This window comes from Acinetobacter pittii (assembly GCF_034067285.1).
Lineage (GTDB): Bacteria > Pseudomonadota > Gammaproteobacteria > Pseudomonadales > Moraxellaceae > Acinetobacter > Acinetobacter pittii_E.
Map to the genome: position 1 here is coordinate 2,171,828 of NZ_CP139286.1, position 24,252 is coordinate 2,196,079.

The following is a 24,252-nucleotide window of genomic DNA, read 5'->3' on the forward strand; positions in this document are numbered from 1 at the left end:
AAAATTTAAATCTCGAAATAAAAAAGTCATCCTTAGGGATGACTTTTTATTGGCTCAAAAATTTATTTAGCCATTTTACGTAACGTCAAAATCTGCTCGCTTCGTCCAAATGGACCATACACATCATGTAAAACTGCACTAGTTAAACCAATACCATCAGCCCCATATTGCTGAACGGTTTCTAGACCTAACCATTTCCCTTGCGGATAACGATGCATGTGAATTTGCAAATCAAGATTTGGAAAGCCCCACGTAAATTCGCCTTCTTGTCTTGGTACAATGCCATTTGCAGTATCTACCATACCAATTAAATGCGCAAAATCTGTGGTCGATTGCCCTTCCACGATTTCAATATCATTATTGAGCCAAACAATACCTTTACCCGCGCGGTGCTGATCATCAGTTTTAGTGACTAATGTCTGGATAAAACCACCTGGCCATCTTTTCATGCCCGTCCATTCTGTAAAGGTATCGGGATGATGAATGGGCTGATCTTCAAGCCCCGCAATAGCGGAACTGTCTTGAGTACACATGCGCCACGCTCGAGCCACAATACAGGTTTTACCTTGCGCTTGCATTTCTGCTTCAATCAATTCGATGGTTTTACCGGCACGAATTACATGGGTCTTAATCGTAAATTCACCAAACGCAATCAATCCAAAAATATCAAAACTAATTCGACCAATTCGCATATCTTGTCGTGGTGAAAATTGCTCTAACTCTGCCGCAATTACGCCACTTGCAGGTGCCATATGCTGTTCATGAGGATTCCATGCCCCTTGTGCATGAACAGTTGAGCAATAATGAGCAATGACTTCACCTTGAGGACCAATTGTTCTATTCAATAATTGATAATAAGCATTCATGATTTTCTTTCCGTAGTCCTTATTCAACATCAATATTTGATGAAAATTCACGTTTTAATGCTTATGTTAACCCTCTATTTGTTTGGCTCAACTGGTTTTTCCTACCAAAAACTCATGAGTCTAAAATTACAAATTTAATCACTAGGTAAAATTCCGCACATAAATTTCACCCAGTGATTCTAAAAATGACTATTCACTAAAATGCAAAAGCATCTTGATCTAGTTCCATCACAGCGTCAGCGCCAGACTCAATAGAAGCAGCATGACTCTGTGTACGATGTAGAAGTTTTTGATAGAAAAACTTAGCAGTAGTTAATTTTGCTTTATAAAAAGCTTGCTCTTGTGTACCCAATTCTAATTTTTCATGGGCAACTTGTGCCATTCGCGCCCACAAATAAGCGAACACGACGTAACTAGAAAAATAAAGATAATCCACCGAAGCGGCCCCAATTTCTTCTGGGTTGTGCTTTGCTTTCTCTGCAATCGATTTGGTCAGTGACAGCCATTGTTGCTTAAGCTCAGCTAATTTTTCTAGATACGGTCTCAAGACTTCATTGGATTGCGCTTGACCAATAAATTGATCAATTAAATCTGTCATATTTTTTAGAAGTTTGCCTTCTGACTTGAGAACTTTACGTGCCAGCAGATCTAAAGACTGAATTTCGGTCGTTCCTTCATATAACGTGGAGATACGCGCATCACGTACAATTTGCTCCATTCCATGCTCAACAATAAAGCCATGACCGCCAAATACTTGAACGCCATACTTGGCAGACTCATTACCTGACTCGGTTAAAAAAGCTTTGGCAATTGGCGTTAAAAACGCCAGTAATTCATCGGAGTGTTTCTGCTGTTGCTGATCATTTGAGCTTTCCACAATATCGACATGCTGAGCTAAAAAGTAAGCCAGTGCACGGCCGCCTTCAGAAAACGCTTTTTGGGTCATTAACATTGAACGTACAGCGGGATGGACAATAATTGGATCGGCATTTTTCTCAGGATATTTAGGACCAGATAGCGAACGCATGGCGAGACGCTCTTTGGCATAACTTAATGCGCCTTGAAATGAAATTTCAGAAGCTGCAAGCCCTTGTACTGCCGTTCCAATACGTGCGGTATTCATAAAGGTAAACATACAATTGAGCCCGCGATTTTCCGGACCAATCAAGTAACCTTTTGCGCCATCAAAATTTAGTACGCAGGTGGCATTTCCATGAATCCCCATTTTATGTTCAATCGCGCTACAGACGACTTTATTACGGTCTTCTAAATTACCTTCATCATCTACATTAAATTTAGGCACAATAAATAAAGAAATACCTTTGGTCCCTGCGGGTGCCTGAGGTAATCGAGCTAAAACAATATGAATAATATTTTCGGAAAGATCATGTTCACCCGCCGAGATAAAAATCTTTTCCCCCGTAATGGAGTAGCTCCCATCCGGATTTGGTTCTGCTTTCGTTCTAATTAACCCAAGGTCCGAACCCGCATGTGATTCGGTTAAACACATGGTTCCGGTCCAGACACCGCTAATGAGTTTAGTCAAATACTGCTGTTTTTGTTGCTCAGTACCATGGTGCTCAATGGTTCTCATCGCGCCATGAGACAAACCCGGATACATTGCCCACGCCCAATTAGAACCACATAACATTTCAGAAATAGCAATCCGCAGCAATGTCGGTAAGCCTTGCCCTCCATATTCAGGGTCAGCCGTTAGTGAGGTAAATCCAAGCTCGGCATATTTTTGGTAGGCTTCTTTAAAACCTTTCGGCGTTGTGACTACGCCTTGATTTAAATGACACCCTTCTTGATCACCAGTTTGGTTAATCGGTACCAACTCATTTTCACAAAAATCTGCTGCTGCTTCTAAATATTGATCAATTAATTCTCGATTTACGCTTTCCTGATATTTGCTTAAACCTTGGTAGTTCTGTTCTGTTTGAAGCATTTCATGCAGCACAAATTGCATATCACGTAATGGAGCTTTATATAAAGGCATAGTTTTTCCCTTTCATGTTACTGCCTTTGTTATAGGGGCAGATAACGTTTTTTCCTTAAATGGACTTTTATTGTTTCAATCACACCAAAATATCAAAAAATTTCTTATAGCAAAATATATTTTCACTAATTTAATAAAATTATTATCACCAAAATATAGGTATAAAATGTAAGCTCATGTTTTAAAGTAAAAATATTCGAAATAAAATCATGAATATTGTTTATAAGAATAATTTTAAATTTTGTATAGCAAAATTTCATTCCGTAAAAATTCAATTTATAGTATGGTAATTAGATTGCTTAATCATCCAAGGACGATTTATGGAAAGCCCGCAATACACAGGTCTCGAATTTTTAACCGCTTTAAAAAATGGTGAAGTTTCTCCATCACCTATGGCTCACACCATACCAATGGAACTCGTTGAAGTTTCCGCAGGTAAAGCAACTTATAAAGTTACTCCTCGCAAAGAACATAGAAATATACAAGGCGGTGTACACGGCGGCTTTTGCGCCACAGCTTTAGATACAGCAACAGGCAGCGCAGCTCATACATTACTTGAACATGGCGTTGGCTATGGAACTATTGATTTAAATGTAAAAATGATCCGTCCCATGCAAGTTGATACGTCGTACTATGCGACAGCCGAGTTGATTAACGCAGGCCGCAATATTATTAGTACCGAAGGAAAAATCGTAGATGAAAATGGCAAAGTGTATGCCTTTGCCTCGGCAACCTTAATGATTATTCGAAAATAATAAAATATCCAAGCTCCTGTTTATGGAGCTTTTTCTTGCTTTGCAATCTTGTTCATTTCATAAAAATCTAAGCGATCAATCATAAAACTCACCATTGCCATCGCTAAACCTAAGGCAGCACACGCTTCCCATCCCCAGTGTTTCCATGCATAAACCGCAATAAAAGAACCTAAAGCAGCTCCACCAAAATATAAGGTCATATAAATTGAATTAATACGAGAACGCGCCTCAGCCGAAATTCGGTAGACCAGATTTTGGTTAAGCACATGAAATGCCGACAAACCAAAGTACGCCATAATCACGCCAACAGCATAGGCCATCAAAGACTGCTGGGCAAAAAATAGTGGTATCCATGCACTTATTAATAGCCCCATGCAAATCACTGCAATTTTATTTTCAAGCCCTGCTGCAATTTTCTTACCTGCCCATGGGGTCGCAAATACACCAGCTAACCCAACAATTCCAAATAAACCAATCTGGAAATCGTTAAAGTGATAAGGCTCATTCGCCAAAATAAAAGTCATGGTGGTAAAAATGAGAGCCAAAATACCAAAGCCAATTCCCCCTGCCAAACCACGGCGTAGTAAATGAGGCTGATGAACAGCTAATGAAAATAGTGAACCATAAATCTGTAGAATATTGAGCTGGTGGGACTTACGCGCAACTGGCAACTTCACCCACATTACCCCAGCAAACACCAAAATGACAATTCCGCTAATTAAATAAACCGCATGCCACGACCAAACTGTAGAAAGTAAACCTGCAATAGAACGTGCCAATAATATTCCCAAGAACAAACCACTCATGAGAGTGCCTACAACTTGAGGGCTTTTTTTCGGGCTGGCTAAACCTGCGGCAAAAGGGACTAAAACTTGAGTCGCAATAGAAAAGAACGTGGCTAAAAAGGTAAAGCCATATAAAGCTGGCAAGGTTTGACTTAAGGATAGCCCTACTTGTGCAAAGCCCGTACAACACATGAGCAAGCAAATATAACTACGCTTTTCAAAGAAGTCGCCTAAGGGAACCAATATAAAAAGGCCAACCGCATAGGACAGTTGGCTAATCACAATAGTTAAAGCGACCTGATCTGCATTAACTCTTAATGCTTCAGCAATTGAATAGATTAAGGGCTGGTTATAATAGTTTGAACCCGCACAAATTCCACATGTCATTGCCATGATAAAAATAAAGCTTTTTGACAGTATATTTTCTGCATTGGGCTCAACTATTTTTTCCATTTTTAACTACGCCCCATTTTAAAATTTATACATTGATACAAAGTTTACGCGTGATACATCAGCGGTTCTGCCATCAAACACTTCTCGTTTACCTTGATGATATTCCATACCAATATCCATTTGCTCAATCGGTGAATAAAAGACGTTCGCGGCATAGTCCGTTAGACGTTTGTTGGCATCTGGGTTGAGTTTGGCATAAGCCGTGTCATCATCATAATCAAACATTGAAGCCGATAAGTTTGCACGCCATTGCTCATTGAATTTATATGAATAACCAATATTGATGCTATTCAACTTATTCATCACCAGATCTGTTTTGTCTTCGTTTAAAGAAAAATCACCCGCGGCATTTAAACTTGTTGAATTTGCCAAACCACTTTGCGTGGTATACGGCATAAACTTTTGATCACCAACAATATATTGATAATTTGCTTGTACCGATTGTTGTGGCGTGAGTTGATATTTTAAACCGCCTCCAGCGCCCCAGCTTACTTTCTTCACCGTAGCAGTTGCGACATCCGTAGATTTTTCATTAATAAAGCCTTGAGCAAGTGCCGTTAAAGGACCTTGTTTAAAAGTATAGCGACCCGTTAAAGTTGGAAATGCCGAGACTCTCGAACCTGTATATTCCAAAGCTACTTTTAAATCATTATTGGCATCGATTTTCCAGTCATAGCGAATTTGAGGAGTACGTGTATAAGAGGTTCCTACAAATTGAGTGTAATCGACAGCTTCGGTACGAGTTTCCATGTTAGACATGAGTGACCATGTTTGACCAAAGGTCCAGTCTTTATAGGTAAAAAATGCATGACGAATACGGAATTTACCATCTCCTGTTCCCATGTTAGAGCTATCAAAGAAATCGGCTTCAATATTCCCTGTAACTGCTTTATTTGGGCTATTAAAATAAACACCAATTCGACTTGCATTAATCATGGCATCGGAACGTGCATGATTTGAACGTTTTTCACTTTCAAAAGGTGTTCGGTACAGACTGCTGGTTGTTCTACCGCCCGAGTCAGGTGATGATTTAAAGTCGACCGCTGCATCAACACGGGCAATACCGTAAACCTTTACATTATCCGTCCAAGTGACCCATGAAGGAGCAATGGGCTTCTCTGTTACAGTCGCTTTAGTTTTTTCGATATTCTCTTCAATCTTTACCTGTTTAACCTGTAAATTATTTTGAGTTTGTTTCTGAGCAACAAGTTCTGCTTTTAATTTTTGCAGCTCGGTTTCTAGCAAATTAATTCTTTGTTCTGTGGTATCTGAAGAATTTGCAAAAATAGTCCCTGAAGCCGCAGCGCAAGCTGCAGCTAAAATTAATTTTTTCATCTTTTAATCCTTAAAGAAGCGTTTTTTCCGTGTGTAATCTAGGCTACACGTGCATCTATTAACTCACAGTCTGTGACTGCCTGTAATTCATCAAAACTTAAGCCTTCCACCATTTCCGTGACATAAGCTTTTTGGTCTTTGAGTTCAATAATGCATAAATCGGTATAAATACGATTTACACACTGCTCACCTGTCATTGGATAGCTCAGTTCTTTTACAATTTTGGACTCACCTTTTTTGGTGACATGTTCCATATAGACATAAATTGTTTTAGCACCGACTGCCAAATCCATAGCACCGCCAACTGCGGGTACATCATCTGCTTTACCGGTATGCCAGTTTGCTAAGTCTCCATTTACCGCAACTTGGAATGCCCCAATCACACAAATGTCCAAATGACCGCCACGCATAATGTCAAACGAGTCACCATGATGCATAAAGCATCCACCATCTAATAAAGTGACAAGTTCTTTTCCGGCATTCACTAAGTCTTCATCTTCCTCACCCGGTTGTGGTGGTGGACCAAAAGCCAAGACACCATTTTCCGAATGTAAAAAGATTTCTTTGTCTTTTGGCAAAAATTTAGCAACGTTGGTCGGTAAGCCAATGCCTAAATTGACATAAGAACCTTCCGGAATGTCATTAGCAATGAGTTTGGCAATATCTTCACGAGAACGCTTTTGAACTGACATTAGATATCTCCTACTTTTACAACGTGCTGAACAAAAATTCCCGGTGTAATAATGCACTCTGGGTCAAGCGTTCCTAGCTCTACGGTATCATTCACTTGAACAATTGTGGTCTTAGAGGCTTTTGCCATAATTGGCCCAAAATTGCGGGCTGCTTTACGGTAAGTTAAATTGCCCCAACGGTCGGCTTTATCGGCATAAATCAATGCAAAGTCAGCTTCAAGTGGATATTCAAGTACATAATTTTTACCGTTAATAGTTCGTGTTTCTTTACCCTCGGCGACTTTGGTGCCATAGCCAGTCGGAGTAAAAATAGCACCTAAACCAGCCCCCGCTGCCTGAATCCGACATGCCAAATTACCTTGTGGAACCAGTTCTAACTCGATTTTTCCCGCACGATATAAGTCTTGAAAAACGGTTGACCCAGCAGATTTCGGAAATGAACAAATCATTTTTTTAACACAACCCGCAATAATGAGCTTAGTTAAACCACGATCACCAGAAGCCGCATTGTTATTTACAATGGTGAGTTCTTTTTTTCCTAAATCAATTAAGGCTTCAATTAATTCAGCAGGTTGCCCCGTCACACCGAACCCGCCTGTCATGATGGTTGCTCCATCAGGAATCGCTTTTAAAATTGGTTCAATGTCACTGGTGATTTTATTTATCATCTCACTTGTCCCTTTTCATCCTTAATTTAAGGTGACAGATTGATCTGTCACTCTGCCTTTTGCGGGTTAAATAGTCGGTCTTTAATAAATAACAATGGAATTACCCCGCAGATAAAATAAGCTGCAGCCATTACTAAAAGCCCTAAGCCAATAGAACCATGTTGTGATAGATAACCAATTGTTAATGGAGAGAAGATTGAAAGTACTTTGCCAATGTTATAAGCACCTCCCACTGCCGAACCACGAATGGAAGTTGGGAAGCTTTCAGTCATATAAGTGGCATTAATTGCGTATGGAATACCGTAAAGGAAACCGAAGAACAGCATCATCCATAAAATGTTGGTTGGTGTATTTAAATAAACAATAACTGGAATAAATAAGGCAGTCCCAATGGTTCCGAAGGCGAATACAGCACGGCGTCCTAATTTATCGGCAATAATTCCTGCAATCACTTTGGCGAACATCATAATCAGGAAAGTACCGACCATATACATGGCCATTTCTTTAAACTTGATGCCAAGATCAGACTCTAAGTAAGCCGGTAACCAGTTACTTACGCCGTAATAACCGAACTGCAATGCACCAGTACTAATTATCCAAAGAACAAACATGGTGCCATGTTTCTTATCTCTTAAAATTTCAAGATATGGATTTTGACGTTTTTTAGGCTGGTTACTTTGAGCGACTTCTAACGCTTTTAATTGACGAGATTTTTTCCAAGACTCTGGTTCAGGTACACAAAAGTACATCAAAATTGACAACACTACAGGCGTAATCGCAATCCAATACAGGAAACGCCAGCCATGTTCAGGAATAATATGTCCTGCTAATAAAGTCGCTAGCAAAGAACCCAAGGTATAGCCCGTCATGAGGGTAGCCAAAACAGTTGAGCGATGTTTGGTTGGCACCATTTCTGACATTAAAATATTACAAGCAATATAGAGCGCACCTAAGCCCATCGCTCCAAAGGTTCTTAAAACTGCAAATTGCATATAAGAATCAGCAAAACCCAGTGCACTGGTTAAAACTGAAGAATAAGCAATAAAGAACACAATGATGCGAACTCGCCCAAAACGGTCACACGCCCAGCCACCAATCAGACCACCTATAGCCGATCCAAAAAGCGTTAAGCTACCTAGTGTTCCAGCTTGTACCCCCGTCAAATGAAATTCTGTTTTAAGACTGGTCAGGCTTAATGCCAAAAACCCTAAGTCTGCCCCATCACACAACAATGTTAAAAAAGCGAATATAAATGCGGTAATCCAAATTTTTTTTGGTGTCTGGATAGCTTCACTGCTAGCCGTATTTTGCGTAACTGTTTCTGTTGTCATATCCATATCCTCAGAAGGAACATGAGGCATCCCATGCCTCATGGCATTTGATTTTTTATTAGGCTGTAGCTTCCCTAATCATATTTTTGGCAATAATAATTTGTTGAACTTGCGTGGTTCCTTCATAGAGACGGAACAAACGGACATCCCGATAAAAACGTTCAATGGCATATTCACTGATATAGCCTGCTCCACCGTGAATCTGTACACAGCGGTCAGCAACACGGCCACACATTTCGGTTGCAAACATTTTTGCGCAAGACGCTTCTGTACTAATGTTTTCGCCATTATCACGGCGACGGGCTGCATCTAGGACCATACATTTAGCGGCATAAATCTCGGCTTTTGAGTCAGCAAGCATGGCTTGAATCAGCTGGAAGTTTGCAATAGGCTGACCAAACTGCTTACGTTCAATCGCATAGTGCAATGCGTCGTTTAGCATGCGTTCAGCAACACCCACACTATACGCACCAATGTGCAAGCGACCTTTATCAAGTACTTTCATGGCCGTTTTAAAACCGACACCCTCTACCCCACCAATCAATGCAGAAGCAGGTACACGGCAGTTATCAAAAATTACATCACAGGTGTGTGAGCCTTTTTGTCCCATTTTTTGGTCAATTTTTCCCAATGTAATACCTGGTGTATTGGCCTCAACTAAAAAAGCTGAAATACCGCCTGACCCTTTAATTTCAGGGTTGGTTCGCGCCATTACGGTGAAAGTTGCAGCGTGAGGTGCATTGGTAATAAAACGTTTGGTACCGTTTAATACATAAAAATCGCCATCTTTTACGGCACTGGTTTTTAAAGAAGCAGCATCGGAACCAGATTCAGGCTCGGTTAAACAAAATGAACCAATAATTTCGCCACTTGCGTAACGAGGTAAATATTTTTGCTTTTGCTCTTCTGTGCCATCGATCAAAATTGCACTTGAGCCAATACCGTTATTGGTGCCAATTAAAGAACGAAAAGCCGGTGAAGTTTGTCCAAGTTCAAATGCAACTCTGACTTCCTCTTCCATGGTGATGCCTAGGCCACCATATTCTTCGGGAATTGTGAGACCGAACAAACCTAGCTCACGCATTTGCTGCACAATGTCATCCGGAATTTTGTCTTTCTCTACCACTTCGTTTTCACGAGGGATCAATTCATTTTTTACAAAATCTCGAATTGTTGAAAGTAACTGCTCCAACATCCCTTCATCACGGATCATCTGTGATCTCCCTTTTTATGTATTTCCATCGTACCCATCAGCCATCTCCAGCTTGTCTGGATACCATGTTTTAAATCTTGTTTACTGCGGATGTGTTTCATAGTACGAGAACAAAAATACAAATTTCAAGCTTTTTTGAAAATTAATTTCGTTAAACGAAATTTAAAAACACACCATTACGGAATATCAAATACTTAGCTTATTTAATAAATCCTAATTGCTCTAATGGACTAAATAAGACTTGAAATAAATTCCAAAATAAGCATCATAAAAGGAATATAGTTTTGATATGCGAAACAAGGAATTCAAAAATGAGTGTATTAACAGGGAATAATTTCGTAGAAGTCGACTTTTCTATTCAAAAAATAGCGATTGTAAAAATAAACCGACCTGAAGCAAAAAATGCACTGAATACAGAGGTTCGCAAACAATTAGCACAAGCTTTTACCGAATTAAGTTTTAACGATGAGATCAATGCAGTTGTGCTCACAGGTGGCGAAGAAGTCTTTGCCGCAGGTGCAGATTTAAAAGAAATGGCAACCGCAACTTCAACTGAAATGTTGTTGCGTCATACTGAACGTTATTGGAATGCGATTGCTCAGTGCCCTAAACCCGTGATTGCTGCTGTAAATGGTTATGCATTAGGGGGTGGCTGCGAACTTGCAATGCACGCTGATATTATTATTGCAGGTAAAGGCGCAACCTTTGGTCAACCGGAAATTAAAGTCGGTTTAATGCCAGGTGCTGGTGGGACACAACGTTTATTCCGTGCGGTTGGTAAATTTCATGCCATGCGCATGATTATGACGGGTGCTATGGTGAAAGCCGAAGAAGCTTATATCATTGGTCTTGTTTCACAAGTCACAGAAGACGACCAAACCATTCCAACTGCGATTCAAATGGCGCAAAGCCTCGCAAAAATGCCTCCTATTGCCCTGCAACAAATTAAAGAAGTTGCACTCATGAGCGAAGACGTGCCATTAAATGCAGGCTTAACTCTAGAACGAAAATCATTCCAGTTACTGTTTTCTACCGAAGATAAAAATGAAGGCGTTCAAGCTTTTATTGAAAAACGTAAACCGTCTTATCAAGGTAAATAATTTAAAACGATAGTAACAAAGGAATGAAAATGAGTAGAAAAGTATTAATTAGTGCAGGTGGTTCAGGGATTGGACGATACATTGCTGAAGTCTTTTTAAACAATCATGATGAAGTTTTCGTTTGTGATATTAGTGCTAAAAACTTAGAACAATTTCAACAAGATTATCCTAAGCTGCATATACATACGTGTGATTTGGCTGATCATGAGCAAATTAAACTCATGTTTAATGAAGCAGTCCAGAAACTTGGCGGTATTGATATTTTAGTCAATAACACCGGTATCTCCGGCCCGACTGTTGCCGCAGATGAACTAAGTTTTGATGATTGGAACTCGGTAATTAATTTAAACCTGAATAGTACTTTTTCAATTACCCAGTTAGCCATTCCCTATTTAAAAAAAGCAAAAGCAGGCGTAATTATAAATATGTCGTCTATTGCCGGCCGCCTAGGCTATCCATACCGATTGGCTTATTCCACTTCAAAATGGGGGCTGATTGGTTTTACCAAAACGCTTTCTATGGAACTCGGTGCAGACAATATTCGAGTTAACGCTATTCTTCCGGGTGCAGTAGATGGTGATCGAGTTCAACGTGTATTACAGGCCCGTGCCGATGTAGCCCATACCTCACTTGAAGAAGTGACTCAAAACGCACTGAAAAATCAGTCGCTCAAATATTTTGTAAATCCAAAGCATATTGCAGATTTATGCCTATTTATAGCTTCAGATAGCGGACGCTCTATTTCAGGTCAAATCTTACCAATTGATGGTGATAAACAATGCTTAAGCTAAATCACCAAGCCCTATTTTTCAGTTTAATTTCAAATATAGATTAATTATCAGGATGATCGACATGACTTATGATATTAAAAGCATGGCTGTGATTGGTGTCGGTATTATGGGCAGTGGCATTGCCCAAATTGCTGCGCAGTCAGGTCATACTACTTATTTATATGATGTCAAGGCAGGCGCGGCAGAACAGGCTAAAGAAAAACTGGCTGCTACATTTCAAAAGTTAGTCGACAAAAATAAAATTACATCTGAGCAAGCAACAGCAGCAAATAATCATTTAATTGTTGCTCAGCAAATTGAAGATTTAAAAAATTGCGACCTTATTGTAGAAGCAATTGTTGAACGCCTCGATATCAAACAAAGTTTGATGCAACAGCTTGAAGACATTGTTTCAGACAATACCATTTTAGCCTCAAACACTTCTTCTCTTTCTATTACAGCGATTGCGGCAAACTGCAAAAAACCCGAACGTGTCGTGGGTTATCACTTTTTTAACCCAGTTCCACTCATGAAAGTAGTCGAGGTGATCCGTGGTTTAAAAACCGACCAACTTATTATTGATGCCTTAAACGATCTGTCTCGTGCATTTGGTCATCGCCCTGTTGTTGCGAAGGACACCCCTGGATTTATTATTAATCACGCCGGTCGAGCTTATGGAACCGAAGCACTTAAAATTTTAAATGAAAACGTCTGTGACATCAGTGAAATTGACCGAATTTTACGTGACGGCGTTGGTTTTAGAATGGGGCCATTTGAGTTACTCGATTTAACAGGCCTTGATGTCTCTCATCCTGTGATGGAGTCGATTTATCATCAGTATTATGAAGAAGCCCGTTACAAACCAAACCCGCTGACCAAGCAAATGTTAGACGCCAAGCAACTCGGACGTAAGGTTAATCAAGGTTTTTATAATTATGAAACTGGTTCAAAAACAGGTGAACAACCTGCCAAGTTTGTAGAGCGTTTAGCGCAATATCCAAAAGTTTGGATTGCGGCAGATTTCTTAGACGATAAAAAACAGCTTGAAGATTATTTAACTCAGCAAAATATTGCCCTAGACATCAACCCCGAACCTCAAACAGATAGTTTATGTTTACTCGCTTGCTACGGTGAAGACACAACCCAAGCGGCTACCCGCTTAGGGATTAACCCAGAACAAGCCGTTGCTATAGACATGCTTTATGGCATTGCAAAGCACCGCACCTTGATGCCTTCACTTGTTACCAAACCTGAATACCGACAAGCCGCTCACTCTATTTTCAATCTAGATGGAAATCTGGTGAGTATGATTAATGAAAGTATTGGCTTTGTTGCTCAGCGCGTTTTAGCAATGGTGATTAATCTAGGCTGTGATATTGCCCAGCAAAATGTTGCCACGGTAGATGACATTAATGCCGCGGTGCGTCTTGGTTTAGGTTATCCGTTTGGACCAATTGAATGGGGCGATCAAGTCGGTAGCGAAAAAATCTTACTCATTCTGAACCGTATAACAGCGCTTACGCATGACCCGCGTTACCGCCCTAGCCCATGGTTACAGCGCCGTGTCGCACTTCATTTACCTCTTACTTTTACTCACGAGTCTTGAAAAGGAATTTCTCAATGTTAAATGCATATATTTATGATGGTTTACGTAGTCCATTTGGCCGTCATGCAGGTGAACTTGCCTCAATTCGTCCTGATGATTTAGCTGCAACCGTCATTCAAAAGTTGCTTGAAAAAACTGGTGTGCCGGGCGCGGATATTGAAGATGTGATTTTAGGCGACACCAACCAAGCAGGTGAAGATAGTCGTAATGTAGCGAGAAATGCCCTGTTACTTGCAGGTTTACCTGTCACTGTACCGGGCCAGACGGTAAACCGCCTATGTGCGAGTGGTTTAGGTGCGGTAATTGATTCAGCACGCGCTATTACTTGTGGTGAAGGTGAGCTCTATATCGCAGGTGGTGTAGAAAGTATGTCTCGCGCACCTTTTGTAATGGGTAAAGCCGAAAGTGCTTATAGCCGTGATGCAAAAATTTATGACACCACCATTGGATCTCGTTTTCCAAATAAAAAAATTATTGCTCAGTACGGCGGCCATTCAATGCCTGAAACGGGTGATAACGTTGCTGCTGACTTTGGTATTAGCCGCGAGCAAGCTGATTTATTTGCAGCTCAATCACAAGCCAAATATCAAAAAGCCAAAGAAGAAGGTTTCTTTGCTGATGAAATTACTCCAATTGAGGTTTTCCAAGGCAAAAAATTACCGCCTAAACTCGTTTCAGAAGATGAACACCCTCGCCCAAGCTCAACTGTTGAAGCACTCACAAAGTTAAAACCTCTATTTGAAGGTGGCGTGGTTACTGCGGGTAATGCCTCAGGAATTAACGACGGTGCAGCAGCACTTTTGATTGGTTCAGAAGCAGCAGGTCAAAAATATGGCCTAAAACCAATGGCAAAAATCTTATCAGCCGCGGCTGCTGGTATTGAGCCACGCATTATGGGTGCAGGCCCTATTGAAGCCATTAAAAAAGCCGTTGCGCGTGCTGGTCTTACCTTAGATGACATGGATATTATTGAAATTAATGAAGCTTTTGCTTCACAGGTTTTATCTTGTTTAAAAGGCTTAAATGTTGATTTTAATGACCCACGTGTAAACCCAAACGGTGGCGCGATTGCAGTTGGTCATCCACTTGGTGCATCTGGCGCTCGTCTTAGCTTAACAGTAGCACGCGAGCTAATTCGTCGTAAAAAGAAATATGCCGTGGTGAGCCTATGTATTGGTGTAGGTCAAGGTCTTGCAATGGTGATTGAAAACGTTTCATAAACTGCACCAGATATCCATTCATCACAACAGCGCAGTGATGAATGGATTTATTTTGCAGAGCGAAATATAATGGCAAAACTATTGCTTTAATTATATTTGAGGATCGAATGTCTCAAAACACGGAAACTGAAAAACCAATAAATTTTGATGAGATACGTTTAGATCCTATTTCGCATATACATCGGGAAAATAACCCACAATTTATTGCTTCTTTAGCACGCGGTTTAGAACTTTTAAGATGCTTTTCTGCAAATAATCAGGTGCTGGGTAACCAAGAATTAGCAAAAATGACAGGTTTACCGAAACCGACGATTGCACGTATTACCAATACCCTTGTGTCATTAGGTTATTTAAAACAATTGCCTAACTCGACCAAATACACACTAGATATTGGTGTCTTATCTTTAGGATACGCTGCATTATCTAACATCTCGATTCGCAATATTGCTCATCAATATATGGAAGAGATGAGTCAGTATGTTCAAGCACCTGTAGCGATGGCAACACGTGATCGCTTAAATATGGTGTATATCGATGTTGTACAAATTGAAACTGCATTAAATATGCGTCGTCCAATTGGTTCTACTTTGCCAATTCATAGTAGTTCAATGGGCCGAGCATGCTTAGCTGCGACCCCTGAACGTGAACGCAACTTTCTACTTGATGCGTTGAAACAAAAGAATCCCGAAAACTGGCCAGCCATAAAACGTTCTTTAGAACGAGCTTTCCGTGATTACCAAGATTATGGATATTGTTTGTCTTTAGGCGAGTGGCATAAAGAAGTGAACTCGGTGGCTGTACCTTTAGTCAGCTCCAAACATGGTCTTTATGTTTTTAACTGTGGTGCGCCAAGTTTTCATTTAAATCCGGAAAAACTTGAAGGTGAAATTGGACCACGTTTAATTCACATGGTGCACAACATTCAAGATGCCTTGAATGAAACGCACTAACAATCTTGCTTAAAACAGTCATGGTTGTGTTGATTAAAGTTCCACTTTCATTATGACTAAGGCATGATGAAAAACGCACTCTATACCCCAACCATTATTTTAATGGCGATTGCCGCAGGCATTTGCACAGGTGGAAATTATTTTAGTCAGCCACTTATTCACTCAATTAGTGTAAGCCTAAATTTAACCGAAACAACTACAGCGTGGGTGCCAACTCTAGCCCAAATCACCTACGCATGTGGCTTACTCTTTTTAATGCCGTTGGGCGACATAATAGAAAAGCGCAAACTGCTATTTATCTTTATGTTATTGGCTTCAAGTGGATTAATTATTAGCGGTTTTTCGCACAATATTTATCTTTTACTGCTTGGTACCGTCATTACTGGTCTATTTTCCAGTTCAGCTCAATTGTTATTACCCCTTGCAGCAAGTCTGGTTCCGATTCAACAAAGTGGCCGTGTGGTTGGTTTTTTACTAAGTGGCCTCATGATGGGGGTTTTACTCGCCCGTTCCCTATCAGGATTGATGTCTACGCTTTTTGCTTGGAACATTATTTATCTGGTCAGTGGTTTTCTACTACTTATCATTGCCTTTATTTTGCACCGTAATATTGGGTTATTCCCACCAACTAAATCTGAAAACTATGCAAAAACCATCCGCTCGCTTCCACTGATTTTTATTCAAAATCGACGTTTAAGAACCAGAACTTATATTGGTGGTTTTACATTTGCTTGTGTGAGTTTAACCTTTACCACCATGTCGTTGCTTTTGGCTCCAGCGCCCTATTTTTTTAGCGATTTTACTATTGGGCTTTTCAGTTTTGTTGGGGTATTAGGGACTTTCGTTGCCAATTTCTCAGGCAAATTTATTGACCAAGGCTATATTCATAAAATTTCAATTTATTGTGGCGTCGGGCTTATTTTAAGTTGGATTCTTTTTTCACTTTTACCCTACTACTTCGCCTTTTACATTATTGCTTTACTCATTCTCTACGCTTCACTTTCTGCTGTTCATGTCACCAACCAAAGTATCGTATTTAAACTTAATCAAGAATTACGCTCACGGTTTAACGCGATTTATATGACAGGTTACTTTGCGGGTGGAGCTTTAGGTACAACAGCAGGAAGCTACGCTTGGAAACACTACGGATGGATGGGTGTCTGTATTTTGGGTTTAATTTTTGCCGTTTTATGTCTTTATTATTGTGTGAGTGATGCAAAAAATCAGCACAATTAAAACTTGTGCTGATGTATATAAATTAGGTTAATAATGAGTTATAGAAGCTAGGATAATTCTATAAAAGTCCTAATAAGCGTCCGCGAATAATATCTTCTGCCTCTTTGACAATTCGGTTAACCAGTTCATCGCATGTCGGAACATCATGAATCAAGCTTGCGACCAAACCGCATGACCATGCACCTGCATTAACATCACCATCAATCATGACTTTTGGATAAACACCTGCAACTTCTTCGATAATATCTTCAAATTTAATGTTATCGCCGAGTACTTTTTCTTTTGCCACGATTTTCTCTACAGCGGCATTATTCATAACACGTTCAGTATTACGTAACGCACGCATAATTAAACGTGTATCTCGTTCGGTTGCATTTAAAATCGCCTGTTTCACATTTGCATGTACGGGAGCTTCCTGAGTCGCAATAAAGCGCGTTCCCATATTAATTCCATCGGCACCCATCGCTAAAGCAGCGGCGAGTGAGCGTCCATCTGCCATTCCACCTGAAGCAACAAACGGGATTTCTAATGCATCGGCAGCTAAAGGCAATAAAATCATATTGGGCACATCATCTTCGCCGGGGTGACCACCGCACTCGAAACCATCTACAGAAACGGCATCGCACCCAATTTGCTGAGCTTTTAAGCTATGTCGAACCGAAGTACATTTGTGAATTACTTTAATGCCAGCAGCTTTTAAATACGGCATGACTTGTTCAGGATTCCGCCCTGCTGTTTCTACAATCTTTACACCACCTTTAATAATTGCATCTACAAAACCCGGATAATCAGGAGTATTCACCGTAGGCAAAAAGGTTAAATTTACCCCGAAAGGCTTATCGGTCATTTCTCGGCAACGTGCAATTTCTTTTGCCAAATTTTCAGGCGTACGCTGAGTCAGGCCAGTGATAATGCCTAAACCGCCCGCGTTTGAAACCGCAGCCGCCAGCTCTGCAAAACCAACATAATGCATACCGCCTTGAATAATAGGATGCTCGATTTCAAATAGTTCTGTAATTTTGGTCTTCATATTATTTCCACTCACTGTTCTATAGCTAGCTTCTCATTTCCTTCGCAGAGCTAGATGCTTATTTACGCACAAATCCCATCATCATTCAAAGTGATTTAAGGTAAAAATTTCACAATACAAAATTTTATACCACAATATAAAATAAAATAATTGATAACGGAATTATTTTTCGATAGCATCATTTTAATAAGTTTAAATTTTAGACGGCAAGTTATTTGAATAAGTATGAGTTTCCGTAAAAAAGAAACAAATAATTTTCAAATATTTAATTTAAAGGAATGAATGATGCAACAGGACAATAGAGCTCAAAACGTGCTTAAAACAGGCTCAATTCAACAGTTTTTTGATAAAAATATACTAACGCTCACCATGAGCAATCCCACCAAAAAAAATGCAATTAACTATGAAATGTATGCGACTCTAAGTCTGGCATTAAATGAAGCTGCAACCAATCAAGACGTTCACGTGGTTATACTGACTGGTGAAGGAGCTGCATTTACCAGTGGCAATGATGTCAACGCATTCGAAACACGCGACACATCAAGTTCCGAACCGCCCGCTTCCATTGTTTTTTTAAAAAGCTTGGCAACCTTTCCAAAACCAATTATTGCTAAAGTAAACGGTGTGGCCATTGGCATCGGCAGCACCATGCTTCTACATTGCGACCTTGTGTATGCAAGCCAAAACTCTATTTTTCAGTTCCCATTTGTAAACTTGGGACTGGTACCTGAAGCAGGTTCAAGTTATATCTTGCCAAGATTATTGGGCTTTGCTCGTGCTTCAGAAATTATTTTACTCGGTGAAAAGTTTTCGGCAGATCAAGCGAAGAATTATGGCTTAGTGAATGAAATATTTGAGGCAACCGAGCTGGATCAAGTCGTTGAAGATGTGGCAATTAAACTCGCTCACAAACCAAGCCAAGCCTTACAACTCAGTAAAAAGTTACTAAGAGATATGCCAATTGATGATCTACTCAATCGTATTGATCATGAGTCGACTATTTTCTCGCATTGTTTGCAAGGTTGCGAGTTTAAAGAAGCATTAAATGCTTTCAAAGAAAAAAGAAAACCGAACTTTCACAAGCAAACAGCTTAAAGTTCGCCTACTAAAAAGCCAGCTTTGATTTTCAAAGCTGGCTTTTATAAGTAAATCAGATTGGCTTAGCTAATCTCGGTGCGAATATTATTCACCATGTGTAAAAGACGTGGTGCAATATCTTCTTCAAGTTTTTCACGGTTCATAATAAAACTTGGACCGCCACAGTTAAACACCAGTAAACCATGTTGTTCATGAATGAGTGGAACCGCAACCGAATTGACATCTTTATGCCATTCACCGATCGAAAAACAATATCCAAAATCTTGGTAGTCTTTAAAAGCTTTGTCTAGATCACGGTTAATTTTGATCCAGTCTTCTTTATGTTTACTACGAATGGCATCTAACAGAAACTCTCTTTCATCTTCAGGCATTGCGGCTAAACATGCACGCCCCATTGAACTTAAATGAATCGGTAAATAAGTTCCAACTTGACGGCGCATGGTCATATTGCCTTTGCCTTGTACCACATCAAGATAAATCATATTCAGTCGATCGCGTGTTGCCATTGCAACAGCAGCGCCAGCATAGTCTGCCAAATTTTTCATATATGGATGAGCAATAGAGCGAATCGACACGTTAGATAGCATGGAATAACCAAACGCAAGAACCCCCACTGAAAGCTGGAATTTGCTTGAGTTAGGTACTTGTTTAATATAACCCAAACGAGACAAGGTATGTGTAAGGCGAGTAATGGTTGGTTTTGGCAAACCCGTCATCTGAGCAAGCTCTTGATTGCCCAAATGCTGATGCTTAGGCGTAAAACAACGTAATAGCTCTAAACCACGTGCTAATGCAGTAATAAATTGGCGATCATTTTCATCCTGCATATCTTCAATCGGATGTAATAATTCATGCCTTAACGGCGCTAATAATTTTTCTGTCGGTTCTGCATCTACTGCATCGTTCATTGTCATACCAATCCATATTTTGTTTCGCACTGCGAAAATTATAATCTATTTTTTCTATAAATAGCAAAAGAGCAAACATCCTAGTCTGCGTCTAAAACATAACTTCATTTAACTCGTTAAAGCAAAAGGTTAAATATTTTATTTTCTGATTTTAAATATAATTTTAACCTTCCGCTTTAAGCCACTTATCCAATTACGCCCTTTTCTTTCAACTCAGCTAGTTTTTCTGAAGAAACCACTCGACCTAAAACCGCCTGAGTATGTTCTCCTAACAACGGAGGTGCTGTTTTGTACTCAACAGGTGTTCTAGATAGTTTGATTGGTGACCCAATTACCTTCAATTTTTCACGTTGAGGATGATTCATTTCGACTAACATTTCACGGGCAATGACTTGAGGCTCTTGAAAAGCTTGTTCCAAGTTATTAATCACACCAACCGGAACTTTAGCAGCGTAGATCGCATCTACCCACTCATCTGCCGTTTTAGTTAAAAAGTGTTTTGATAAAATCCCGATAATTTCCTCACGGTGTTTGATTCGATCTGCATTTCGAGCAAAACGTGCATCATTTGGTAAATCGGGTAACCCAATACTTCGACAGAGCTGAATAAACTGAGTGTCATTTCCACACGCGATAATAAAATCACGATCAGAAGCTTTAAATACCTGATAAGGCACAATATTGGCATGTGCATTGCCATAACGCTTCGGGATATTACCCGATGAAAGATAGTTCATTCCCTGATTTGCCATTGTGGCAATTTGAACATCAAGCAAAGCCATATCAATGTATTGGCCTAAACCCGTTACATGGCGGTTGAGTAAAGCAGCCTGTATGGCAATCGTAGAATAAAGACCTGTGGCTAAATCGGAAAATGCGACCCCTACTTTTTGTGGCCCACCACCCGGCAAATCATCACGTTCACCCGTAACTGACATGAGTCCGCCCATGCCTTGAATAATAAAGTCATAACCAGGTTCTTCTGCTCTTGGGCCAGTTTGACCAAAGCCTGTAATCGAGCAATACACCAGTTTAGGGTTAATGGCAGATAAAGACTCATAATCCAAACCGTACTTTTTCAAAGAACCCGCTTTGTAGTTTTCAATCACGACATCGGTGTCTTGAATGAGGGCTTTAATTAGCTCTTGTCCATCAGAACTGGCAATATCGATAGCAACTGATAACTTATTGCGGTTAGTGGACTGGTAATAAGCGGCTTCTTGGGTGTCTTGGCCTGAGTCATTTTTCATCCAAGGCGGCCCCCAAGAACGAGTATCGTCACCGAATTTCGGTCTTTCAATCTTGATTACTTCTGCACCCAAATCGGCAAGAATCTGCCCACACCAAGGTCCAGCCAATACCCGACTTAAGTCAAGCACCCGAATTCCATTTAAAGCACCCATCTTCATCCCACTATATTTTGTGACTCATTTCCTATTGGAAAATTTATCCATTTAAAATTTCGCATAGCGATATATATTTTTAATATACACAGCTCATTTTAAAAATCAAACTTTAATTTTCCACTAAAAATAATGATTTTTCATAAGAAAATATAGCTTAAATAAATCAATAAATTAGCCAAACATAAAACAACAACAAAGTATCGCATTGCGAAATTAATTTTCAAAATATATTGTTTTACGTTCATCCTTTGATTACTATCGCTTCAAATATTGATGATTTTACGAACATCACATTGATGTTTTTTGCATGTAGTAAAAGGACGAGACTATGATTCGAGATCAGGAAACCTTAGATCAACTTGTTGATATGATTCGGCAATTTGTTGAAGGTGTATTAATTCCTCATGAGAATGAAGTCGCTGAAACGGATGAAATTCCTCAACACATCGTTGAACAAATGAAAGCGCTGGGATTATTTGGTTTAACCATTCCTGAAGAGTACGAAGGTCTTGGCCTAACAATGGAAGAAGAGGTCTATGTCGCTTTTGAATTAGGTCGTACCTCTCCTGCTTTTCGCTCTCTGATTGGAACCAATAATGGTATTGGTTCAAGTGGCCTGATTATTGACGGGACGGAAGCACAAAAATCATTTTTCTTGCCACGTTTAGCACGTGGTGAAGTGATCAGTTCTTTTTGCTTAACCGAACCAGACGCAGGATCGGACGCAGCTTCTTTAAAAACCAGCGCTGTAAAAGATGGCGATTTTTATGTGTTAAACGGCACTAAACGCTTTATTACCAATGCACCCCATGCTGGCGTATTTACAGTCATGGCACGTACAAATTCTGATATTAAAGGTGCTGGTGGTATTTCTGCGTTTATTGTCGACAGTCAAACCCCAGGCATTTCACTTGGTAAACGCGATAAAAAAATGGGTCAAAAAGGTGCCCATACCTGTGATGTGATTTTTGAAAATTGTCGTATTCCTGCCTCTGCTCTCATTGGTGGCGTGGAAGGTGTTGGTTTTAAAACGGCCATGAAAGTGCTCGATAAAGGCCGTTTGCATATTGCTGCTTTAAGTGTCGGCGCAGCAACACGAATGCTAGATGATTCTTTAAATTACGCCATCGAACGCAAGCAGTTTGGACAACCTATTGCCGAATTTCAACTCATTCAAGCCATGCTTGCCGACTCAAAAGCCGAAATTTACGCCGCTAAATGTATGGTCTTAGACGCTGCACGCCTACGCGATGCTGGACATAACGTTAGCACTGAAGCTTCATGTGCAAAAATGTTTGCGACCGAAATGTGTGGTCGTGTCGCCGATCGCTGTGTACAGATTCACGGCGGTGCGGGTTACATCAGTGAATATGCCATTGAACGTTTTTATCGAGATGTTCGTTTGTTCCGGCTCTATGAAGGGACCACTCAAATTCAACAAGTGATTATTGCCCGAAATATGATTCGCGCTGCATCTTAATCAAATTTAATGCATTTCAAAACGACTTGAAGTGCTTTTTATCAAATGTAGGTAATGGATTATGGCTACAAATTACAAAGAAGGTCTTTCTCGTATACAGCCTCATACGTGGAAAATAGCATTCATTTTTGCTTTTCTGGCCCTATTAGTAGATGGTGCAGATTTGATGCTGCTGTCTTATAGCTTAAATAGTATTAAGGCAGATTTTGGATTAAGTTCAGTACAGGCAGGTATGCTTGGCAGTTTTACATTAGCAGGTATGGCTGTTGGTGGCATTTTTGGGGGATGGGCATGCGATAAATTTGGTCGTGTGCGCATTGTAGTTATTTCTATTTTAATTTTCTCGCTCCTCACCTGTGGCTTAGGTTTTACTCAAAGCTTTCTTCAGTTTGGTATTTTAAGATTTTTTGCGTCACTGGGTTTGGGTTCACTCTATATCGCCTGTAATACCCTCATGGCCGAATATGTCCCAACACGTTACCGCACAACAGTCCTTGGAACCTTACAAGCTGGCTGGACTGTTGGATATATTGTTGCGACTTTACTTGCAGGTTGGATTATTCCTGATCATGGCTGGCGTATGCTGTTTTATGTTGCCATTATTCCCGTCGTTATTGCTGTTCTCATGCATATTCTGGTACCAGAACCAGAAGCATGGCAAAAGTCTCGACTACAACAACCTGTTTTGGCGCAAAACGCTCCGAAGTCTTCAGCATTTAAGCTTATTTTCCAAGATAAACGAAACCGTAATATGTTTATCTTGTGGGCATTAACCGCGGGCTTCTTACAGTTTGGCTATTATGGTGTAAATAACTGGATGCCGTCATATCTAGAAAGTGAACTGGGTATGAAGTTCAAAGAAATGACGGCTTATATGGTAGGTACATATACCGCCATGATTTTAGGTAAGGTCCTTGCAGGCATGATGGCTGATAAATTAGGACGTCGCTTCACCTATGCATTCGGTGCAATCGGTACTGCTATTTTCTTACCTCTAATTGTTTTTTATAACTCGCCAAGCAACATTCTTTATTTACTCATTACTTTCGGCTTTCTCTATGGCATCCCTTATGGCGTAAATGCAACCTATATGACCGAAAGTTTTGCGACAGCTATTCGCGGTACAGCCATTGGCGGCGCTTATAATGTTGGACGTTTAGGCGCGGCATTAGCTCCTGCAACTATCGGCTTCTTAGCATCCGGCGGCTCAATTGGTTTAGGTTTTGTCGTGATGGGTGCAGCTTACCTGATTTGTGGTGTGATCCCTGCTCTATTTATTAAAGAAAAAATATACGACCCACAAAAGTCGTAAAAAGATTCATTACATATATTTATATGTGGTGATGGAACT

21 protein-coding genes are annotated in these 24,252 nt (G+C 40.1%); 10 read left to right on the forward strand and 11 right to left on the reverse strand.

Translation table 11 applies throughout. The features are described 5' to 3' along the window. Positions 1 to 62 precede the first annotated feature (62 nt). Positions 63 to 866 carry a thioesterase family protein gene (locus SOI81_RS10235; protein ID WP_239976106.1) on the reverse strand — a complete coding sequence of 268 codons (804 nt, stop codon included), beginning with the start codon at positions 864 to 866 and terminating at the stop codon, positions 63 to 65. Between the two features lie 196 nt (positions 867 to 1,062). Next, complete coding sequence (locus SOI81_RS10240) at positions 1,063 to 2,865, reverse strand: acyl-CoA dehydrogenase C-terminal domain-containing protein (RefSeq protein WP_239976105.1); 1,803 nt, start codon at positions 2,863 to 2,865, stop codon at positions 1,063 to 1,065. Between the two features lie 305 nt (positions 2,866 to 3,170). Between SOI81_RS10240 and SOI81_RS10245 the strand changes: the two genes are divergently transcribed. Beyond that, entirely contained in the window at positions 3,171 to 3,620 is a 450-nt protein-coding gene (locus SOI81_RS10245; RefSeq protein WP_163119317.1) for a PaaI family thioesterase, read from the forward strand. A 20-nt stretch (positions 3,621 to 3,640) separates the two neighbouring features. Here the strand turns inward: SOI81_RS10245 and dcaY are convergent, their stop codons facing one another. Genes dcaY through SOI81_RS10275 form a run of 6 tightly spaced genes read right to left on the reverse strand, consistent with a single transcriptional unit; the run spans position 3,641 to position 10,097 of the window. Next, positions 3,641 to 4,858, reverse strand: a complete 1,218-nt coding sequence (gene dcaY / locus SOI81_RS10250) for an MFS transporter (RefSeq protein ID WP_239976104.1) — start codon at positions 4,856 to 4,858, stop codon at positions 3,641 to 3,643. 18 nt (positions 4,859 to 4,876) lie between these two features. Continuing rightward, on the reverse strand, positions 4,877 to 6,193 hold the full coding sequence (dcaP, locus tag SOI81_RS10255; RefSeq protein ID WP_239976103.1) for an outer membrane trimeric porin-like protein DcaP: 1,317 nt from the start codon (positions 6,191 to 6,193) through the stop codon (positions 4,877 to 4,879). Positions 6,194 to 6,231: 38 nt separating this feature from the next. After that, positions 6,232 to 6,885: a 3-oxoacid CoA-transferase subunit B gene (gene dcaJ / locus SOI81_RS10260; RefSeq protein WP_016141388.1), complete on the reverse strand. Its 654-nt coding sequence runs from the start codon at positions 6,883 to 6,885 to the stop codon at positions 6,232 to 6,234. Then, a complete protein-coding gene (gene dcaI, locus SOI81_RS10265; RefSeq protein WP_016141389.1) occupies positions 6,885 to 7,553 on the reverse strand; it encodes a 3-oxoacid CoA-transferase subunit A in 669 nt (222 codons plus the stop codon). The genes dcaJ and dcaI overlap by 1 nt, the downstream gene beginning before the upstream one ends. A 47-nt stretch (positions 7,554 to 7,600) precedes the next feature. Continuing rightward, positions 7,601 to 8,884 carry an MFS transporter gene (gene dcaK, locus SOI81_RS10270; RefSeq protein ID WP_239976102.1) on the reverse strand — a complete coding sequence of 428 codons (1,284 nt, stop codon included), beginning with the start codon at positions 8,882 to 8,884 and terminating at the stop codon, positions 7,601 to 7,603. A 58-nt stretch (positions 8,885 to 8,942) separates the two neighbouring features. Next, positions 8,943 to 10,097, reverse strand: a complete 1,155-nt coding sequence (locus tag SOI81_RS10275; protein WP_004793088.1) for an acyl-CoA dehydrogenase family protein — start codon at positions 10,095 to 10,097, stop codon at positions 8,943 to 8,945. Between the two features lie 311 nt (positions 10,098 to 10,408). On the opposite strand from SOI81_RS10275, the gene dcaE reads away from it, so the two are divergent. The 6 genes from dcaE (at position 10,409) to SOI81_RS10305 (ending at position 16,979) form a co-directional block, all read left to right on the forward strand. Then, positions 10,409 to 11,197: an enoyl-CoA hydratase gene (gene dcaE, locus SOI81_RS10280; protein ID WP_016141391.1), complete on the forward strand. Its 789-nt coding sequence runs from the start codon at positions 10,409 to 10,411 to the stop codon at positions 11,195 to 11,197. 29 nt (positions 11,198 to 11,226) lie between these two features. Then, on the forward strand, positions 11,227 to 11,988 hold the full coding sequence (gene dcaG / locus SOI81_RS10285) for an SDR family oxidoreductase (RefSeq protein WP_239976101.1): 762 nt from the start codon (positions 11,227 to 11,229) through the stop codon (positions 11,986 to 11,988). A gap of 61 nt (positions 11,989 to 12,049) precedes the next feature. Continuing rightward, a complete protein-coding gene (dcaH, locus tag SOI81_RS10290; protein WP_320540647.1) occupies positions 12,050 to 13,573 on the forward strand; it encodes a 3-hydroxyacyl-CoA dehydrogenase in 1,524 nt (507 codons plus the stop codon). A gap of 14 nt (positions 13,574 to 13,587) precedes the next feature. Continuing rightward, on the forward strand, positions 13,588 to 14,793 hold the full coding sequence (gene dcaF, locus SOI81_RS10295; RefSeq protein WP_005069941.1) for a 3-oxoadipyl-CoA thiolase: 1,206 nt from the start codon (positions 13,588 to 13,590) through the stop codon (positions 14,791 to 14,793). Between the two features lie 107 nt (positions 14,794 to 14,900). Then, positions 14,901 to 15,743, forward strand: a complete 843-nt coding sequence (dcaR, locus tag SOI81_RS10300; protein ID WP_000081480.1) for an IclR family transcriptional regulator — start codon at positions 14,901 to 14,903, stop codon at positions 15,741 to 15,743. A 63-nt stretch (positions 15,744 to 15,806) separates the two neighbouring features. Then, the gene (locus tag SOI81_RS10305; protein ID WP_320540648.1) at positions 15,807 to 16,979 is read left to right on the forward strand and encodes an MFS transporter; all 1,173 of its coding nucleotides are present in this window, start codon (positions 15,807 to 15,809) and stop codon (positions 16,977 to 16,979) included. 58 nt (positions 16,980 to 17,037) lie between these two features. Here the strand turns inward: SOI81_RS10305 and SOI81_RS10310 are convergent, their stop codons facing one another. Further along, a complete protein-coding gene (locus SOI81_RS10310) occupies positions 17,038 to 18,009 on the reverse strand; it encodes a nitronate monooxygenase family protein (protein WP_320540649.1) in 972 nt (323 codons plus the stop codon). Positions 18,010 to 18,294: 285 nt separating this feature from the next. Here SOI81_RS10310 and pecI point away from each other — a divergent pair, with 285 nt between their 5' ends. Beyond that, the gene (gene pecI / locus SOI81_RS10315) at positions 18,295 to 19,104 is read left to right on the forward strand and encodes an enoyl-CoA hydratase (RefSeq protein WP_320540650.1); all 810 of its coding nucleotides are present in this window, start codon (positions 18,295 to 18,297) and stop codon (positions 19,102 to 19,104) included. A gap of 65 nt (positions 19,105 to 19,169) precedes the next feature. Here pecI and pcaR read toward each other — a convergent pair whose 3' ends face one another. Further along, on the reverse strand, positions 19,170 to 20,015 hold the full coding sequence (gene pcaR, locus SOI81_RS10320) for an IclR family transcriptional regulator (RefSeq protein ID WP_013198245.1): 846 nt from the start codon (positions 20,013 to 20,015) through the stop codon (positions 19,170 to 19,172). A gap of 185 nt (positions 20,016 to 20,200) precedes the next feature. Continuing rightward, on the reverse strand, positions 20,201 to 21,418 hold the full coding sequence (gene caiB / locus SOI81_RS10325) for a CaiB/BaiF CoA-transferase family protein (RefSeq protein ID WP_320540651.1): 1,218 nt from the start codon (positions 21,416 to 21,418) through the stop codon (positions 20,201 to 20,203). A 331-nt stretch (positions 21,419 to 21,749) separates the two neighbouring features. On the opposite strand from caiB, the gene SOI81_RS10330 reads away from it, so the two are divergent. Together SOI81_RS10330 and SOI81_RS10335 are read left to right on the forward strand one after the other, a co-directional pair. Further along, positions 21,750 to 22,901, forward strand: a complete 1,152-nt coding sequence (locus tag SOI81_RS10330; protein WP_320540652.1) for an acyl-CoA dehydrogenase family protein — start codon at positions 21,750 to 21,752, stop codon at positions 22,899 to 22,901. A gap of 61 nt (positions 22,902 to 22,962) precedes the next feature. Further along, entirely contained in the window at positions 22,963 to 24,213 is a 1,251-nt protein-coding gene (locus tag SOI81_RS10335) for an MFS transporter (protein ID WP_320540653.1), read from the forward strand. Positions 24,214 to 24,252 lie beyond the last annotated feature (39 nt).

What these genes read in the sequence shown, in the direction of transcription:
- SOI81_RS10235 (WP_239976106.1), bottom strand. Translation starts at nt 866, where the DNA reads ATGAATGCTTATTATCAATTATTGAATAGAACAATTGGTCCTCAAGGT.
- SOI81_RS10240 (WP_239976105.1), bottom strand. Translation starts at nt 2,865, where the DNA reads ATGCCTTTATATAAAGCTCCATTACGTGATATGCAATTTGTGCTGCAT.
- dcaY (WP_239976104.1), bottom strand. Translation starts at nt 4,858, where the DNA reads ATGGAAAAAATAGTTGAGCCCAATGCAGAAAATATACTGTCAAAAAGC.
- dcaP (WP_239976103.1), bottom strand. Translation starts at nt 6,193, where the DNA reads ATGAAAAAATTAATTTTAGCTGCAGCTTGCGCTGCGGCTTCAGGGACT.
- dcaJ (WP_016141388.1), bottom strand. Translation starts at nt 6,885, where the DNA reads ATGTCAGTTCAAAAGCGTTCTCGTGAAGATATTGCCAAACTCATTGCT.
- dcaI (WP_016141389.1), bottom strand. Translation starts at nt 7,553, where the DNA reads ATGATAAATAAAATCACCAGTGACATTGAACCAATTTTAAAAGCGATT.
- dcaK (WP_239976102.1), bottom strand. Translation starts at nt 8,884, where the DNA reads ATGACAACAGAAACAGTTACGCAAAATACGGCTAGCAGTGAAGCTATC.
- SOI81_RS10275 (WP_004793088.1), bottom strand. Translation starts at nt 10,097, where the DNA reads ATGATCCGTGATGAAGGGATGTTGGAGCAGTTACTTTCAACAATTCGA.
- dcaE (WP_016141391.1), top strand. Translation starts at nt 10,409, where the DNA reads ATGAGTGTATTAACAGGGAATAATTTCGTAGAAGTCGACTTTTCTATT.
- dcaG (WP_239976101.1), top strand. Translation starts at nt 11,227, where the DNA reads ATGAGTAGAAAAGTATTAATTAGTGCAGGTGGTTCAGGGATTGGACGA.
- dcaH (WP_320540647.1), top strand. Translation starts at nt 12,050, where the DNA reads ATGACTTATGATATTAAAAGCATGGCTGTGATTGGTGTCGGTATTATG.
- dcaF (WP_005069941.1), top strand. Translation starts at nt 13,588, where the DNA reads ATGTTAAATGCATATATTTATGATGGTTTACGTAGTCCATTTGGCCGT.
- dcaR (WP_000081480.1), top strand. Translation starts at nt 14,901, where the DNA reads ATGTCTCAAAACACGGAAACTGAAAAACCAATAAATTTTGATGAGATA.
- SOI81_RS10305 (WP_320540648.1), top strand. Translation starts at nt 15,807, where the DNA reads ATGATGAAAAACGCACTCTATACCCCAACCATTATTTTAATGGCGATT.
- SOI81_RS10310 (WP_320540649.1), bottom strand. Translation starts at nt 18,009, where the DNA reads ATGAAGACCAAAATTACAGAACTATTTGAAATCGAGCATCCTATTATT.
- pecI (WP_320540650.1), top strand. Translation starts at nt 18,295, where the DNA reads ATGCAACAGGACAATAGAGCTCAAAACGTGCTTAAAACAGGCTCAATT.
- pcaR (WP_013198245.1), bottom strand. Translation starts at nt 20,015, where the DNA reads ATGAACGATGCAGTAGATGCAGAACCGACAGAAAAATTATTAGCGCCG.
- caiB (WP_320540651.1), bottom strand. Translation starts at nt 21,418, where the DNA reads ATGGGTGCTTTAAATGGAATTCGGGTGCTTGACTTAAGTCGGGTATTG.
- SOI81_RS10330 (WP_320540652.1), top strand. Translation starts at nt 21,750, where the DNA reads ATGATTCGAGATCAGGAAACCTTAGATCAACTTGTTGATATGATTCGG.
- SOI81_RS10335 (WP_320540653.1), top strand. Translation starts at nt 22,963, where the DNA reads ATGGCTACAAATTACAAAGAAGGTCTTTCTCGTATACAGCCTCATACG.